At 64.6% G+C, this 16,058-nt stretch carries 14 protein-coding genes; 6 read left to right on the top strand and 8 right to left on the bottom strand.

The window, feature by feature from the left end:
• Positions 1 to 132: 132 nt before the first annotated feature.
• The 3 genes from ACH6CV_RS05905 (at position 133) to ACH6CV_RS05895 (ending at position 5,433) form a co-directional block, all read left to right on the top strand.
• A complete protein-coding gene (locus ACH6CV_RS05905; RefSeq protein ID WP_456357250.1) occupies positions 133 to 1,476 on the top strand; it encodes a dihydrolipoamide acetyltransferase family protein in 1,344 nt (447 codons plus the stop codon).
• Between the two features lie 95 nt (positions 1,477 to 1,571).
• Positions 1,572 to 2,942 carry a dihydrolipoyl dehydrogenase gene (gene lpdA / locus ACH6CV_RS05900; RefSeq protein WP_456357249.1) on the top strand — a complete coding sequence of 457 codons (1,371 nt, stop codon included), beginning with the start codon at positions 1,572 to 1,574 and terminating at the stop codon, positions 2,940 to 2,942.
• Between the two features lie 22 nt (positions 2,943 to 2,964).
• Positions 2,965 to 5,433, top strand: coding sequence for an alpha-ketoacid dehydrogenase subunit alpha/beta (locus ACH6CV_RS05895; protein WP_456357248.1), 2,469 nt, complete (start codon positions 2,965 to 2,967; stop codon positions 5,431 to 5,433).
• A gap of 233 nt (positions 5,434 to 5,666) precedes the next feature.
• Here ACH6CV_RS05895 and ACH6CV_RS05890 read toward each other — a convergent pair whose 3' ends face one another.
• From ACH6CV_RS05890 to ACH6CV_RS05875, 4 genes are all read right to left on the bottom strand, one after another.
• Positions 5,667 to 5,918 (bottom strand): TIGR03905 family TSCPD domain-containing protein, encoded by a 252-nt coding sequence (locus tag ACH6CV_RS05890; RefSeq protein ID WP_456357247.1) that lies wholly within the window; start codon positions 5,916 to 5,918, stop codon positions 5,667 to 5,669.
• 22 nt (positions 5,919 to 5,940) lie between these two features.
• On the bottom strand, positions 5,941 to 8,328 hold the full coding sequence (gene pheT, locus ACH6CV_RS05885; protein WP_456357246.1) for a phenylalanine--tRNA ligase subunit beta: 2,388 nt from the start codon (positions 8,326 to 8,328) through the stop codon (positions 5,941 to 5,943).
• Between the two features lie 14 nt (positions 8,329 to 8,342).
• Entirely contained in the window at positions 8,343 to 9,365 is a 1,023-nt protein-coding gene (gene pheS, locus ACH6CV_RS05880; RefSeq protein WP_456357245.1) for a phenylalanine--tRNA ligase subunit alpha, read from the bottom strand.
• Positions 9,366 to 9,695: 330 nt separating this feature from the next.
• A complete protein-coding gene (locus ACH6CV_RS05875; protein WP_456357244.1) occupies positions 9,696 to 10,358 on the bottom strand; it encodes an Ig-like domain-containing protein in 663 nt (220 codons plus the stop codon).
• A 278-nt stretch (positions 10,359 to 10,636) separates the two neighbouring features.
• On the opposite strand from ACH6CV_RS05875, the gene ACH6CV_RS05870 reads away from it, so the two are divergent.
• The 3 genes from ACH6CV_RS05870 (at position 10,637) to ACH6CV_RS05860 (ending at position 13,539) form a co-directional block, all read left to right on the top strand.
• The gene (locus tag ACH6CV_RS05870) at positions 10,637 to 11,926 is read left to right on the top strand and encodes a TrkH family potassium uptake protein (protein ID WP_456357243.1); all 1,290 of its coding nucleotides are present in this window, start codon (positions 10,637 to 10,639) and stop codon (positions 11,924 to 11,926) included.
• A 36-nt stretch (positions 11,927 to 11,962) separates the two neighbouring features.
• Positions 11,963 to 12,634: a potassium channel family protein gene (locus ACH6CV_RS05865; protein WP_456357242.1), complete on the top strand. Its 672-nt coding sequence runs from the start codon at positions 11,963 to 11,965 to the stop codon at positions 12,632 to 12,634.
• A gap of 65 nt (positions 12,635 to 12,699) precedes the next feature.
• A complete protein-coding gene (locus ACH6CV_RS05860; protein ID WP_456357241.1) occupies positions 12,700 to 13,539 on the top strand; it encodes a hypothetical protein in 840 nt (279 codons plus the stop codon).
• Between the two features lie 180 nt (positions 13,540 to 13,719).
• Here ACH6CV_RS05860 and ACH6CV_RS05855 read toward each other — a convergent pair whose 3' ends face one another.
• From ACH6CV_RS05855 to ACH6CV_RS05840, 4 genes are all read right to left on the bottom strand, one after another.
• Positions 13,720 to 14,025 (bottom strand): DUF1292 domain-containing protein, encoded by a 306-nt coding sequence (locus tag ACH6CV_RS05855; protein ID WP_456357240.1) that lies wholly within the window; start codon positions 14,023 to 14,025, stop codon positions 13,720 to 13,722.
• Between the two features lie 172 nt (positions 14,026 to 14,197).
• Positions 14,198 to 14,623: a Holliday junction resolvase RuvX gene (ruvX, locus tag ACH6CV_RS05850; protein ID WP_456357239.1), complete on the bottom strand. Its 426-nt coding sequence runs from the start codon at positions 14,621 to 14,623 to the stop codon at positions 14,198 to 14,200.
• The gene (locus ACH6CV_RS05845; protein ID WP_456357238.1) at positions 14,620 to 14,886 is read right to left on the bottom strand and encodes an IreB family regulatory phosphoprotein; all 267 of its coding nucleotides are present in this window, start codon (positions 14,884 to 14,886) and stop codon (positions 14,620 to 14,622) included. The genes ruvX and ACH6CV_RS05845 overlap by 4 nt, the downstream gene beginning before the upstream one ends.
• A 45-nt stretch (positions 14,887 to 14,931) precedes the next feature.
• Complete coding sequence (locus tag ACH6CV_RS05840) at positions 14,932 to 15,975, bottom strand: AI-2E family transporter (RefSeq protein WP_456357237.1); 1,044 nt, start codon at positions 15,973 to 15,975, stop codon at positions 14,932 to 14,934.
• Positions 15,976 to 16,058: the final 83 nt, after the last annotated feature.

The raw sequence follows: 16,058 nt of genomic DNA, 5'->3' as shown, positions 1-16,058 counted from the left end.
CGGTTTTTTCTCCTCGGTTTGTTAACTACGTTTAATTTGGGGATAAAATTGTGTGCAAAGATTGAAGCGCAGCGCGCCTTGGGCTACAATAATCATATAATACACGTGCGTGCACGTCCAAGGAGGATGCGTATGGCGGTACCAGTTATCATGCCCCGCCAGGGCAACACGGTGGAAAGCTGTATCGTGACCAAGTGGATGAAGAAGCCGGGCGACGCAGTCGCCGTCGGCGACATCTTGTTCTCGTACGAAACCGACAAGGCGGCCTTTGAGGAGGAGTCGAAGGTGGCGGGTACGCTGCTTGTCGCCTTTTTCCAGGAGGGCGACGACGTGCCCGTGTTGGCCAACATGTGCGTGATCGGCGAAGCCGGCGAGGACGTGAGTATGTTCGGCGCTTCCATAGGCGCCGCCCCGGCCCCCGCGACCGAGGCTCCGGCTCCGGCAACCCAGGCCGCGCCCATGCAAACGTTGGATGCAGCGGCGATTGCCCATGACCTCGGGAAAATATCCCCGCGCGCCAAGGCGCTCGCCGAGCGCACCGGCGCGGATCTTTCGCAGGTTGCCCCCACCGGCCCCGACGGGCGGGTGATCGCGCGCGACGTGCAGGCGCTCGTCGAACGCGGGCAGGTGGTCACCCCGGCCGCGCGCGCTCTCTACGCCGGCGGCGCGCAGGGCACCGGCCTCGGCGGGCGCGTGACGCTCGCCGACGTCAGCCGCGCGGGCGAAGCCGCGCCGGTCGCCCAGACGACCGCACCCGCCGTACCGGCGGACGACAGTTACACCGAGCCGATGAGCAACATGCGCAAGGTGATCGCCAAGTCGATGAGCGCGTCGCTTGCGTCGATGGCGCAGCTGACCCACAACATGCACTTCGACGCCACCGACATCCAGGCGCTGCGCAAGTCGTTCAAGGACAGGGGCGAGGCGCTGGGCCTTGCTTCCATCACGCTCAACGACATCGTGCTGTACGCGGTGGCGCGCACACTTGCCCAACCCGAGCACCGCGCGCTCAACGCTCATCTGGAGGACGACGGCAAGACCATGCGCTACTTCCGTCAGGTCAACCTGGGCGTGGCGATCGACACCGAGCGCGGGCTCATGGTGCCCACGATCTTCGGAGCCGACAAACTGAGCCTGGCCGCGCTGTCGGCCGAGGCCAAGCATCTTGCGAAGGCCTGTCAGGCCGGCTCGATCAACCCCGACCTGCTGACCGGCGGCACGTTCACGGTGTCGAACCTGGGCGCGCTGGGCGTCGAGTCGTTCACGCCGGTCATCAACCCGCCGCAGACCGGCATCCTGGGCGTATGCACGATCGAGACAAAGGTCAAGCTGGTGAACAGCCAGCCGGTCTTCTACCCGGCGATGAATTTGTCGCTGACCTACGACCACCGCGCGCTCGACGGCGCGCCGGCATCGCGCTTCCTGAAGGATTTGAAGCACAACCTCGAGAATTTCACGCTGCTGCTGGCGAAGTAGAGCCGATGGAGCACATTATCGCATCCAAAGCGACGGGAAAAGACCCGACGCGACGATGCGAGGATGTGCGGAATTGGCGTTAAGGAGGCTGTAATATGTTCGACCTGATCGTCATCGGCGGCGGTCCCGCCGGCTACCTGGCGGCCGAGCGCGCCGCGCACGGCGGGCTTTCAACTTGCCTGTTTGAGATGAAATCGCTCGGCGGCGTGTGCCTGAACGAAGGCTGCATCCCGAGCAAGGCGCTGCTGCACTCGGCCAAGGTTTACGAATACGCCGCGCACGGCGCCGCCTACGGCGTCAAGGCGGAAAACGTCACGCTCGACCACGCCGCAGTCGTGAAGCGCCGCGCCAAGGTGGTGCGCACGCTGGTCGCGGGCGTCGGCGCCAAGCTCAAGGGCGCGGGCGTCACCGTGGTCAAGGAGCGCGCGACGATTCAAGGGCGCGTGCCGGGCGGCTTCCGGGTGGAAGCGGGCGGCCAGGCTTACGAAGCGACGCGGCTCCTGATCGCCGCCGGCTCCGTGCCGGTCATGCCGCCGATCCCCGGCCTTGTGGAGGGCTACGAGCGCGGCTTCGTGCTCACCAACCGCGAGGTGCTCGAGCTCAAGGAAGTGCCGAAGTCGTTCGTCATCATCGGCGGCGGCGTGATCGGCCTGGAAATGGCGGCCTACTACAACACCGCCGGGGCGCAGGTCACCGTGATCGAGATGCTCGATCACATCGCCGGCCCGACCGACGGCGAGATCCGCGATATTCTGCTCAGGGAATACGGCAAAAAGGGCGTCAATTTCCTGCTGTCTACCAAGGTCACCGGCGTCGGCGAAGGGAAGGTGCTCTGCGAGGGCGCGGACGGGCAGGCCCTCGAAGTACCCGCCGATGCGGTGCTGTGCTCGATCGGCCGCCGCGCCGATTTCGCCGCGCTGGGGCTGGACTCGATCGGCGTCGAGACCACGCGCGCGGGCATCGTCACCGACGGGCGCTGCCGCACCAATGTCGAGAACGTATACGCCGCCGGCGACGTCAACGGCCACCACATGCTGGCGCACACCGCCTACCGCGAGAGCGAGGTAGCCGTAAACACGATGCTGGGCAAGCGCGACGTGATGCGCTACGCGGCCAACCCGTCGGTGATCTACACGAAGCCCGAGGTCGCGGGCGTCGGCTATACCGAAGAGGGCGCGCGCGAGGCGGGCATCGATTATGAGGTCAAGAGGCTGTCGATGCGCTACGCGGGCCGGTTTGTGGCCGAGAACGAGGGCGAGGACGGGCTGTGCAAGGTGCTCGTCAACAAGCAGCACCGCAACGTCATCGGCGTACACATGATCGGCTCCTACGCCTCCGAGATCATCTGGGGCGCGGCCGCGATGATCGAACTCGAGCTGCGCGTGACCGACGCCAAGGAGATCATCTTCCCCCACCCGACCGTCAGCGAGATCATCCGCGAAGTGATTTGGGAATTTGCCGACTAAAGGATAGATAAGGAGTAATACCATGTCCAAGCAGCTGTTCATTGACCCAAGCGTAATGCGGAGGAGCGGCTCCGTAAAATTCCAGGACATCCCGGTCAACGTCTACCAAAAGACGGTGAAAGACGAGCTCAATAACTTCACGCGCGAGCAGTTTCTGACGATCTACCGCGACATGCTGTTCCTGCGCGAGTTCGAGACCATGATCCATCTTATCAAGACCACCGGCGAATACAACGGCGTTAACTACAACCATCCGGGCCCGGCGCATCTGGGCATCGGCCAGGAAGCCAGCGCGGTGGGCGAGGCGTTCCACCTGGACGCAAACGACCTGATCTTCGGCTCCCACCGCAGCCATTGCGACATCCTGGCCAAGGGCCTGAGCGCGATCGAGAAACTGCCCGATGAAGAGCTCATGACGGTCATGAAGGACTTCCTCGGCGGCAACACGCTGCGCGTGGTGGAGAAGCAGCAGCATGACAGCGTCAAGGCGCTGGCGATCGACTTTTTGATCTACGGTGCGATGGCGGAGATCTTCGCGCGCGAAACCGGCTTCAACCGCGGCCTCGGCGGCTCGATGCACACCTTCTTCACGCCGTTCGGCATCTACCCCAACAACGCGCTTGTGGGCGGCAGCGGGACGATCGCGATGGGCGCGGCGCTGTACAAGCGCGTCAACCGCAAAAAGGGCATCGTGGTCGCCAACATCGGCGACGGCGCGCTGGGCCGCGGCCCGGTGCTCGAGGCGCTCAACATGTCGGGCATGGGCCAGCTGACGCAGCTCTGGGACGAGGGCATGCGCGGCGGGCTGCCGGTGCTGTTCAACATCTTCAACAACCAGTACGGCATGGGCGGCCAGACCAACGGCGAGACCATGGCCTACGACGTGCTGGCGCGCCTGGGCGCGGGCTTCAACCCCAACCAGATGCACGCCGAACGCGTGGACGGCTGGAACCCGCTGGCCGTGATCGAGGCCTATAGCCGCAAGAAGCAGATCCTCCTGCGCGGCGAGGGCCCGGTGCTGCTGGACGTGCTGACCTACCGCCTGTCGGGGCACAGCCCGTCCGATTCGTCGAGCTATCGCACCAAGGAGGAGATCGCGGCCTGGGAAGCGCAGGACCCGATTCTCGCGTTCCGCGCCGACATCCTCGAAGCCGGCGTCGCCAAGGAAGCCGAGCTCGATCAGATCGTGAATTCCGTGCGCGCGGCCATCTTCGGTAACTTCAAGCTGGCGATCGACGACAGCGTGTCGCCGCGCATGGACCTCAATAAGAACCCCGACCAGATCGCCGACATGATGTTCTCGAACGGCCATGTCGAGGCGTTCTCGGATGCGCAGAGCGACGTGCTGATGCCGCTTGAGGAGAACCCGCGCGTCCAAGCCATCGCCAAGAAGGAGCGCTTCGGTCTGACCCAGGACGGCAAGCCGGTCTCCAAGAACAAGGTTTACCAGCTGCGCGACGGCCTGTTCGAGGCGATCATCGACCGCTTCTACAAGGACCCGACGCTCGTCGGGTACGGCGAAGACGTGCGCGACTGGGGCGGTGCGTTCGCGGTGTACCGGGGCCTGACCGAGGCGCTGCCATACCACCGGCTGTTCAACTCCCCGATCAGCGAATCGGCGATCGTGGGCAGCGGCGTGGGCTACGCCATGGCCGGCGGCCGCGCGCTGGTGGAGCTGATGTACTGCGACTTCCTAGGCTGCGCGGGCGACGAGGTGTTCAACCAGATGTCCAAGTGGCAGGCTATGTCGGCGAACGTCATCCGCATGCCGCTCACGCTGCGCGTGTCGGTCGGCTCGAAGTACGGAGCGCAGCATTCTCAGGACTGGACCAGCCTGACCGCGCACGTGCCCGGGCTCAAGGTGGCCTTCCCCGCCACCCCCTACGACGCCAAGGGCCTGATGGCGACGTCTCTCGCAGGCACCGATCCGGTGGTGTTCTTCGAAAGCCAGCGCATCTACGACGTGGGCGAGCTGTTCCATGAGGGCGGCGTGCCGGCGGAGTACTACGAAATCCCGTTCGGCAAGGCGGACATAAAGCGCGCGGGCGCGGACGTGACGATCCTCACCTTCGGCGCGGTGCTCTACCGTGCGATCGCGGCCGCCGACGAGCTTAAGGCCAAGTACGGCCTCGAAGCCGAGGTGATCGACGCACGCACGCTGGTGCCGTTCGATTACGAGACCGTGATCGAATCGGTCAAGAAGACCGGCCGTCTGGTGATTGTGACCGACGCTTGCGAGCGCGGCTCGTTCGCAAGCGAGGTGGCGCGCCAGGTGACCGAGATGGCGTTCGACGAACTCGACGCGCCGCCGGTCGTGGTGGCTTCGCGCAACTGGATCACGCCCGCGCACGAGCTCGAAGACGCGTTCTTCCCGCAGGCGAGCTGGATCCTCGACGCCATCGACGCCAAGATCGTGCCGCTCAAGGGCCACGTGCGCACCACGAACCAGACGCTCGGCGAGAAGCTCAAGAACGAGCGCAAGGGCGTATAATTGTAAGGAGCCTCCGAGCGGCCGCGGCGTCTTCCCCGCGTGAGCGATTGGCAGGGGCCAGGGGCGAAGCCCTTGGCCCCTGAAGGCACGTTCCCCCGTTCCCCGCGCCGCTGGACAATTCTAAGTACTGCAAAAAAAGGCTGTAGCGTCAAGATAAGATGCTACAGCCTTCCCCATTCCCCTCCTCGGAGGGGAATGGGCTCCCGGCGCTTAAGCCCCCTATGCCCGCTGACTCAGCCGGTCAGCTTAGTCCCCAGCGCCTTCGCGAGCTGGTCGCTGCACGAGGTGGCCTTCTGCCCGCATCGGATGCCGTCGAGCAGCTTAACCAATTCCTCCACGGTGCGCCCCTCGCACAGCTTGCCGACCGCCTGCAGGTTGCCGTTGCAGCCCTGCTTGTAGGTCAGGTTGTATACGCGCCCGTCCTCGATGTCGCAGTCGATCTGCGTCGAGCAAACGCCCTTGGGATAAAACGTATGATGTGCCATCTGCGATACTTCCTCTTGTGTATTATCCGCGCAGCCGCGCGCCCAGCGCCTGCGCCGCGGCCAGCACCTTCTCCACGCGCTCGTTGATCTCGGCCTCGGTCAGCGTACGGTCGGCGGCGCGGAAGGTCAGCGCGAACGCCGCGCTCTTGACACCGCGGCCCAGCTGCGCGCCGCGGTAGATGTCAAACAGCTGAATATCCTCGAGCTCGGCCCCGGCCGCGCGGCGGATGGCCTCCATCAGCGGGCCCACGGGGGTCGCCTCGTCCGTCGTCAGCGCCAGGTCGCGGCTGACCGCCGGGAATCGGGGCAGCGCTTGGACCTCGGCAATCGGGCGCTGGGCGGCCATCAGCCGCTCGGCGTCGAGTTCCATCACGTACAGCCGCTTGCCTTCGGCATCGAACGCCGCGGCCACGTCGGGGTGGATTTCGCCCAACTGCCCGATGACCTCGCCCGCGCACGATGCGATCGCCTTGCGGCCCGGATGGTAGTAGCCGTCGCCGCCGGGCGCGAACGAGGGCACCTGTCCGATCGTCTGCATCATCCACACGCAGGCGTCGCGCAGCGCGTAGAAGTCGGCGTCCTCGCCGTACAGCCCCAGGCACAGCGTCTTGCGCTCGCGCGGCAGCTCGCCGGGCTTGGTCGGCTCGAACACCGGCGCGAGCTCGAACAGCTTCACCTCGCCCGCGCCGCGGCTCATGTTGACGACCAGGCTTTGAAGCATCGACGGCACGAGCGAGGTGCGCATCACCGAGGTGTCCTCGCCGAGCGGATTGCGCAGCTTCACCGGGCTGAGCCGTTTATCGTCGGCGGGCAGGTTCAAAAGCGGAACCAAGCGCGGGCTGATGAACGAGAACGACATCGCCTCGAACCAGCCCATGCCGACAAGCGCGCGCTTGATTCGGTCGGCGAAGCGCTGGCCTTCCGAGCGCGTGCCCGCGCACGTACGCCCCTGCATCAGCGTGGACGGGATGTGCTCGTAGCCGTTCAGGCGCAGGATTTCCTCGGCCAGGTCGGCCTCGGACTCGATGTCGCCGCGCCGCGCGGGCGGCTCGGCCGTCAGCTCGTCGCCGGCGCATGTAGCGTCGATGTCCAGCCGAGCGAGCAGGTCCTCCATCTGCTCGCCCGTAAGATCTGCGGAGATCAGCGCGTTGATGCGCCGAACGCTCGCGTCGATCATGCGCGCGGGCGCGGGATTTCGATAATGGTCGAACGCGCCGGGCGCGACGGTGCCGCATTCCAGCATGTTCACCAGCATGCAGGCGCGCTCGATCGCCTCCATGGCGGTGTCCGCGCACACGCCCTTCTCAAACCGGGCCGAGGCCTCGGTGCGGATGCCCAGCGCCCTCGCGGTCAGCCGGGTGCCCGTGCGGTCGAACGCGGCGCACTCGAACAGCACGGTTTTCGTGCCCTCGGCGATTTCGGATTCCTCGCCGCCCATGATGCCGGCAAGGCCCGTCGCCCGCTCGGCGTCGGCGATCACCAGCATGTCGCCTGTCAGCACATGCGCCTTGCCGTCGAGCGTGGTCAGCGCTTCGCCCGGCCGCGCGCGGCGCACCACGATCGTGCGGCCCGCGACCTTGTCCATGTCGAACGCGTGCATCGGGTGGCCGGTCTCGAGCATCACGTAGTTGGTGATGTCCACGATGTTGTTGATCGGGCGCACGCCCGCGGCGTGCAGGTGGCGGCGCATCCACAGAGGCGACGGACCGATCTTGACGTTATCGATCACGCGCGCGCAGTAGCGCGGGCACAGCTGATCGTCCTCGACGCGCACGGTGGCGAGTTCGGAAAAGGTACGCGCGCCCGCTGCCTCCACCGCGATCTCCGGCATCAGGCAATGCTCGTCCAGCACCGCCGCCGTCTCGCGCGCCAGCCCCCAGATCGACAGCAGGTCGGGCCGGTTGGCCAGGATCTCGAAATCGACGACCTGGCCGTCGAGGCCCAGCGCAACCCTCGCGTCGGTGCCGGGCGCGTGTTCCTCCCGGAACACCAGAATCCCCGCGTCGCCGACGTGCGGGTACAGCGCCTCGGGCACGTTCAGCTCCGGGCCCGAGCAGATCATGCCGCGCGACTGGACGCCGCGCAGCTTGCCGCGCCGGATCACGTGGCCGCCGGGCAGTTTCGCGCCCTCGAGCGCCACCGGCACCAGCTGTCCCTTTGCCACATTGGGCGCGCCGCACACGATTTGCAGCGCCTCTTCCCCGCCCACATCCACCATGCACACGTGCAGATGGTCGGAATTTTCATGCGCCTCGCAGCTGAGCACACGGCCTACGACCACGTTCTCGAACTCGGCGACGTCTTCGACGCCCTCGACGCCGGTACCGGTCATGACCATCCTGCCGGCGTAAACCTCGGCGTCCATATCGATGTCCACATACTCCCTGAGCCAATTGAGCGGTGCTTTCATACTCTATCCACCCCCTACCGGAACTGCTTGAGGAACCGGATGTCGTTTTCGTACAGGTAGCGCATGTCGGGCACGTTGTAGCGCAGGATCGCCAGCCGCTCGACGCCCATGCCGAAAGCGAAGCCGGTGTACCGCTTGGAATCGATGCCGCACATGTCGAGCACCTTGGGGTTGACCATGCCCGCGCCCAACACCTCGATCCAGCCGGTGCCCTTGCACATCCGGCAGCCCGCGCCCCGGCAGGCGGCGCAGGTCAGATCGACCTCGGCCGACGGCTCGGTGAACGGGAAGAACGACGGGCGGAACCGCGTGGCGACGCCCTCGCCGTAGAGCCGCCGCGCGAACATGTCGAGCGTGCCCTTGAGGTCGCCGATCGAGACGCGCTCGTCCACCACCAGCCCCTCGACCTGATGGAACACCGGCGAATGGGTGGCGTCCACCTCGTCCGCGCGGTAGACGCGCCCGGGGCACACGACGCGAATCGGCGGCTTGCGCGTGGTCATGATGCGCGCCTGAACCGGCGAGGTATGCGTGCGCAGCACCACGTTGTCGTCGATGTAGAACGTGTCCTGCGCGTCGCGCGCCGGATGGTGTCGGGGCATGTTCATCAGCTCGAAGTTATAGCGGTCGTACTCCACCTCCGGCCCCTCGACCACCTCGAAGCCCATGCCGGTGAACACGTCGAGTATGTCGCTGAGCACGATGTTCATCGGATGCAGCGAGCCGGCCGAGCGCGCGCGGCCCGGCAGCGTCACGTCGATCGCCTCGTCCGCGAGCCGCGCCTGCTGCTCGGCGCTTTCCAGGCGGCGTCTGCACGCCTCGATCGCCGATTCGATCGCCGCGCGCACCTCGTTGACCACCTGCCCCATCGCCGGGCGCTCGGCCGCCGGCAGCGCGCCCATGCCGCGCAAGATCGCCGTCAGCTCGCCCTTTTTGCCCAGCATTTCCACCCGCAGCTGCTCGAGCATGCCGGTGTCCGGCACCGAAGAGAGCCGCTCCAGCGCCCGCGCGCGAATGCCTTCCAATAATTCCCTCATGCGATTCCCTCCAAAACTTACGGCCCGCCCCTTCATCGGGGCGAGCCGCGCTCGCTGTACCACCCAAGATTCGCTCGGCCGCGCGCAGACGCGCGGATAAAGCCTCTCACCCAAATAACGGAGGTGACCCCGGCCCGATCTACTTGACGTTCAACCGGGCGGCTCGGAAGCGAACTTCACCGATCGGCCTTCCCCCGCGCGCTTTCAGCCGGCGGCGCGCGTCTCTGTCGGGGGCGGATCGGCTACTCTTCTTCGTCTCAGCCGTTAACGATAATCATAGCATGCCCCGCCGCGGCGCGCAAGTTAATAATTCCGTATGCAACCGGAACCTTACGATACGATGACCAACACGCTGCCCACCAGCTTACCGCCCTTGCGCGTCTTGGCGGTGAGGACCGCGGTGCCCGGCTTTCTGGCGGTGACGATGCCGTTTGTCAAACTGGCGACGCTCTTCGCGTCGGTGCTCCACTTGACGTTGCGGAATTCAGAGTTCGGTATGACCGCGGTGTTCAAATTGAATGCCTCGTACTGATTCATTTTCAGCGCATTGCCGCTCAGCGTAATGCCCGTCACCGGCATGTCCTTGACGGTGATGTTCGTGGTGGTCATGATGACGCCCGACGACAGGGTCAACACCGTCGTGCCGTTATCCTTGCCGAACACAAACAAATTGTCGTTGACGACGACGCATCCCACCCGGTCCTCGCGATCCAAGGCGCAAATGATCGGATCGGGCACGATCTTGTACTTGAACTTGAGTTTCACCCGCTTGATCTCTCCCACCTTGAGCTCCAACCGCTTGGGGGGCGCCAACCGGGTCGTGTACTTGGGCTGTGCGCCCGTTGCCTCGGATGCGTCGGCCTGCCCGACAACCCCGCCCCCCGCGGGCAGCGTGCCCAGGACAGCCGCCGACGCGGACGCCGCAAAGCCGATCATCAGGCACAACGCCAGCACAAACGCACACAACCGCACACCCCGATGCTTTGCCACCATTCAGAATCCCCCTCACACATTGACTTTACCAATACTTACCGCATTTTACCGTGCAGCCGTTCCGCTGTCAAGCGCAATTTGGGCATCATTTACCGATTTTGCCCATCTTTTGACGCCATTGTAATTTCAGTTTGCTTCATATGACCATTCGATTCAAGCCATTCAGTTCTCATACATTTTCCGATTGCGTGCCGATGTGCTTGACAATTAACCCGCCGATTCATAGAATGATGGGGGTAATTGAGGCGGACATCTGCCCGCCCGGAAAGGGAATTCTTATGAAACCAAGGAAACTCGCGCCCGGTCAGGTGATCGCGCTCAGCTTCGCGCTCGCCATTCTGCTGGGCGCAGGGCTGTTGATGCTTCCGATCGCCCGCAATCCAGGCGTAGATGTCGCGTTCATCGACGCGCTGTTCACCTCGACCAGCGCGGTATGCGTGACCGGGCTGATCGCGGTGGACACCGCCGACACTTTTACGCTGTTCGGGCGCACGGTGGTCGCGCTGCTGATCCAGATGGGCGGGCTGGGCGTGACCTCGCTCGGCGTAGGGCTGATCGCGATGGCAAAGGGCAAGGTCAACCTGCGCGAGCGCACGTTTATCAAGGAATCCTATAACCAGGACACGCTGCGCGGCATCGTGGGGCTGGTGAAATCGGTGCTCAAGGTGACGCTGTCCTTTGAGTTGATCGGCGCGGCGCTCAGCTTCATCGTGTTCTCGCGCGATTACCCGCTCTGGGACGCGCTGGGCATCGCGGTGTTCCACTCGGTCGCGGCGTTCAACAACTCGGGGTTTGACATTCTGGGCGGGCTTCGCAGCCTGTCGCCCTACGCGGGCGACCCGCTGCTATTGCTGACCACCTCGGGGCTGATCGTCTTCGGCGGACTCGGATTCATGGTAATCCGCGAATTGATTCGCAAAAAGCGCGGCGACCGGCTGAGTCTGCACGCCAAGGTGGTGCTGACGGTCACCTTTGCCTTGCTCGCGATCGGCACGGTGCTGATCGTGCTGACCGACGGCGTCTCTTGGCTCGAGGCCTTCTTCTACAGCGTGTCGGCGCGCACGGCCGGCTTCTCGGTCGGGCCGCTGTCCGCGTACACGAACGCGGGGCTGCTCGTGCTCACCGTGCTGATGTTCATCGGCGCATCGCCCGGCTCGACGGGCGGCGGCATCAAGACCACCACGTTCTACGTGCTGCTGCGCAGTGTCTGGGCCAGCTCGACCGGCGATCATCCCACCGCATTCAAGCGCAAGCTGCCGCGCGACATCATCGGCAAGGCCAGCCTGATTACGCTGCTGGCGCTGGCGCTGGTGCTGATCGTGACCTTCCTGCTGTGCGTGCTGGAGCCGAAGACCGGCTTTCTGGCGCTGCTGTTTGAGACGGTGTCGGCCTTTGGCACGGTGGGACTGTCGACCGGCATCACGCCGAACCTCACGCCGCTGTCGAAGTTCTTCCTGGTGGTCACCATGTACATCGGGCGGTTGGGCCCCTTAAGCGTCGCCTGCCTGTGGGCCGTGAAGGTCCCCTCCGAAATCTCCTATGCCGAGGAATCGCTGGCGGTCGGATGACCAAATCATTATGTCATTATAAAGGAGCAATCGATCATGGCAAAGAAACGAGACGACGAGTTGTTCGGCATCATTGGCCTCGGCCGGTTTGGGCTCGCGCTCACACAAACCCTGGCGGAACTGGGCAAGGATATCCTGGTCGTCGACAACAACGAGGCCAAGATCCGCCACGCCGCGCAGTTCACCGACAACGCGTTTACCGTGGGTACGCTGAACCAGGACGCGCTGCAGGAGGTGGGTATCCGCAACTGCGACACGGTGATCGTGTGCATCGGCGAGGCGGTGGACGTAAGCATCCTGACGACGCTCAACGTGATTCAGATGGGCGTCAAGCGCGTGCTGGCCAAGGCGATCAACGCCGAACACGGCATGGTGCTGGAAAAGCTGGGCGCGGAGGTGATCTATCCCGAGCGCGAAATGGCGGTGCGCGTGGCCAAGCACCTGGCAATGCCCAACATGATGGAGTACATCACGCTCGGCGGCAACGTGGAAATCAGCGAGATCCGGCTGACGGAACGGCTCGAAGGCGCGACGGTCGTGGGGAGCAACCTGCGCGGCCGGTTCGGCATCAACATCGTCACGCTGGCCCACGACGGCAACATCATCACAGAGATCCAGCCAAACCTCACGCTGCACGAGGGCGACATGATCGTTGTGGTCGGTAAGCACGAAAGCATCCGCAAGTTCGAAGAATTTTTAGGGGAATAATGCCTTGTTTTGCGGAACCCGCCGCAGGCAAATTTTGTCTAATCGGCAGGAGGTGAGCGCTGTTTATGAATAGGGCAATCCGATTGGTTATGGCGCTTTTGCTGGCTTCTGTCATGGTCGCCCCCACGGCGTTGGGCGAGACCGTGACGCTGGGCGATGCCGTCATCCGGGCGATCAAGAGCGGCGACGCGATCGACCTGGATCAGGACGGCGCGACCGAGACGATCGAGTTTGAGACCGCCATCAACGAGGATGGGGATGTGGGGCCCTATACGCTGAAGGTCAACGGCCAGCAGCTGTCGGGCGAGGGGTACCTGACCGGCCAGCTCTACGCCATGCGCCTGGGCGCCGGCGGTTACCCGGGGGAGGCGTTCCTGCTGGTGCCCGAGGTGGGCCCGAGCGACTGGAATGTCAGCTACATTTACCGCTACGCCGGCGCTCGGCTGAGCTATGTCGGTGAAGTCCCCACCGCGCCGGAGAGCATCTGCATCCAAGGCAGCCAGTTCACCGGCCTGGTGCGCGCCCGCGCGCTGCAAACCTGGTTCCGCCCCGCCGACTTCGTCATCGCGCGCACCTATGCGTGGGATGACGACGGCGAACCCATTCAGGATGTCCGGGTGGCCGAGGTACCGCGCGCCATCTACCCGATGGGCACGGTCGTCAAGGCCAAGCTCCAGCTTACGCTGCTCACGTCGCCCACCAACGCCGATGCGGCGCACACCGTGCAAAGCGGCGAGACCGTCATCCTGACCGGCTCGGACGACCGCGAGTGGCTGAACGTCCAGGCGTCCACCCCGGACGGGAACATCTCCGGCTGGCTGAAGATCGAAGACTGGTCGGTGCTGGTCGGCGACAAGGCGCTGTCCAGCGACGAGGTATTCGACGGGTTGTTATTTGCCGGCTGAGGCAACGAACCTTGAGGGACTGCCCCCAGCGCGTCGATTACCTGAAGCAAATGCTCCTGAACGAATGTGAAATAACGCCGGACGATTTACGCTTTTGCGGCGTCGCGGAGGCATAGATTCGCCCATATCAAGCCAACGAGAGGCAAAAAGGAGCGCCCTTCTCGGTGCTCCTTCTTCCTATCACTCGTCCTCGTTCGCCTCGTCGGTTTCTTCATCCGCCTCGGCCAATTCGAGGTATTTCTCGAATACCGTCTCGAGCAGCGCCTCGTCCTCGATGCCCACGTAGGCGTCGTCTTCCTCGCCGGGCTCGATGCGCATGATAATCACCTCGTCCTCGCCCACGCCGTCCACGTCGTCGATCGGCGAGAGCAGCACATACTCGTCGCCCTCGTGAGGCACCGTGTACACATGCTCGAAGCGCACCGTCTTGCCGTCCTCGTCGATCAGCTCCACGATCGGGTTGCCTTCCATGAATCCGTCTTCCATCGTCTTTTCCTCCACTATTGGTTGGGGATCGCCGACCCGTTCGCGCATTGGCTGGCGAGGGGGGTTTTCGCCCGATTGTCCCTTGCGAAACCGCAGGCGCAGCAGCGCTACGTCAAGGCTTCGGCAGGGATGAACGGGCGGAAAAGCGCCCGCCAGCCGACGTCAGAATGGGTCAGCGATTCCCATCCCAGCCGCCCGCATCCAAGAATGCCTGCAAGATATAGGTGGCGGCCAGTTTGTCGATCACCTGTTTGCGCTTGTCGCGCCGGACGTTGCCCTCGATCAGCGTGCGCGTCGCCGACGCGCTGGTCAACCGTTCGTCCTGCCACTTGAGCGTCAGTCCGTGTTGCGTAAGGCCTGCGGCGAACGCGCGCACACGCTCGGCCTGAAACCCGCAGCTTCCGTCCATCGAGCGCGGCAGGCCCACCACCACGCGGTCGGTCTCGTACTGCGCCGCCAGTTCCACAATGCGCGCACAGTCGCGCTGCGAGCCCTTGGTGAAGATCGTCTCCACCCCCTGCGCAGTCAGGCCCAGCGGGTCGGACACCGCCACACCGATGCGCTTTTCCCCCACGTCCAGGGCCAGCACCCGCTTCATTCCTTCACGTGCTCCTCGATGTAGAAGCGCACCAGCTCCTCGAGGATCTCGTCGCGCTCGAGCCGCTTGATCAGCGACCGGGCGTTGTTGTAGCTGGTGATGTACGTCGGGTCACCCGAGATGATGTAGCCGACGATTTGCATGATCGGGTCGTGTCCCTTGGCCTTGAGCGCCTGGTAGACCGACAGGATGATCTCCTCCGCCGGCTCACTCGAATCAGACGGCAGGGAAAACCTGCTCGTCTCGCCAAATCTGCTACTCATGACGCACCGCCCTCCTGGGACAAAATCCTGTCCTGCCCCATTATACTACACGTCGGGCGGTTTTTCAATGACTTCGTTGCGCGTCGCCCACACTCTAAAGCAAATTCTAACAATCACCACGACCGGCAGCGCCAGCAGCATGCCGACAAAACCCCAACCGCTGCCGCCCACGGCCAGCGCCAGCAGCATCACATAGGGCGGCAGTCCCGTGACGCCGCTCATGACGCGGGGGCTAATCACGATGCCGTCGATCTGCTGCACGATGAACAGCACAGCCACCGCCATCAGCGCCGTAATCAGGTCCTGAGACAGCGCGGTCAGCACCGCGGGCACGCCGCCGATGATCGGGCCGAAGTAGGGCACCAGATTGGTCAGTCCTATGACCGCGCCCAGTACCAGCGGCGACTTGACGCCGATCAGCCACAGCCCCGTGGAGGTCAGCAGCCCGACGATCAGCGCCACCGTCAGCTGTCCGCGCAGGTAACGCCTGAGCCCCCGCCCGGCCTCTCCCGCCATGCGCAAAACGATCCGCCGCGCGCGCGAGGGGATCATCAGCTCGACCTGCAGCATCAGGCTGTCGTAATCGATCAGGAAGTACGCGCCCAGCATGACGCTGAGCACGGCGCGCGTACCGCCTGAAGCGACGGAGCCCGCGACCAGCGCCGTGCCGCCCACGATGTCACCCATATGGCCGGTCAGCGCCGAAAGGTCGATCGCCCCCGGCTCCGGTACGTTCATGCCCATGCCGCGCATTCGCGCGCCGAACCGGTCGATCAGCCCCCGCCCGGCGTCGAGAAGGCGCCCCGACTGCGCGATCAACTCCATGAGTTGGCGAAAGAGCGCCGGCAGCGCCACCACGGCCAGCGCGGCGACCGCGAGCAGCACCAGCACCACGCTCAGGATGGCCGCGGTGGCCGGGCGCATGTGGCGCGCGAGGCGCCTGGCCAGCGGACGCAGCACAAAGCAAATGGCCGCGCCGCTCAAGATCAATTGAAGCGCCAGCGCCACCTGCCCCGGAAGGAACAGGCAAATCAGCACCGCCGCCCCCGCCGGAATCATCCGCCTGCCTATTTGGCGCAGCCTGTCCATGTCCATACCCTTATTTTGCCCACGCGAGGCGCGGGGCATGCGCCGGCGGCCCCAATGCCAAAGACGGGTTTGCGGCGTCCTTC

Origin of the sequence: Anaerozeibacter quisquiliarum (genome assembly GCF_051162045.1) — a bacterium.
Taxonomy (GTDB): domain Bacteria; phylum Bacillota; class Clostridia; order Christensenellales; family Aristaeellaceae; genus Anaerozeibacter; species Anaerozeibacter quisquiliarum.
Note: the sequence above shows the minus strand (reverse complement) of the source record. Positions and strands in the feature narration are given on the sequence as shown.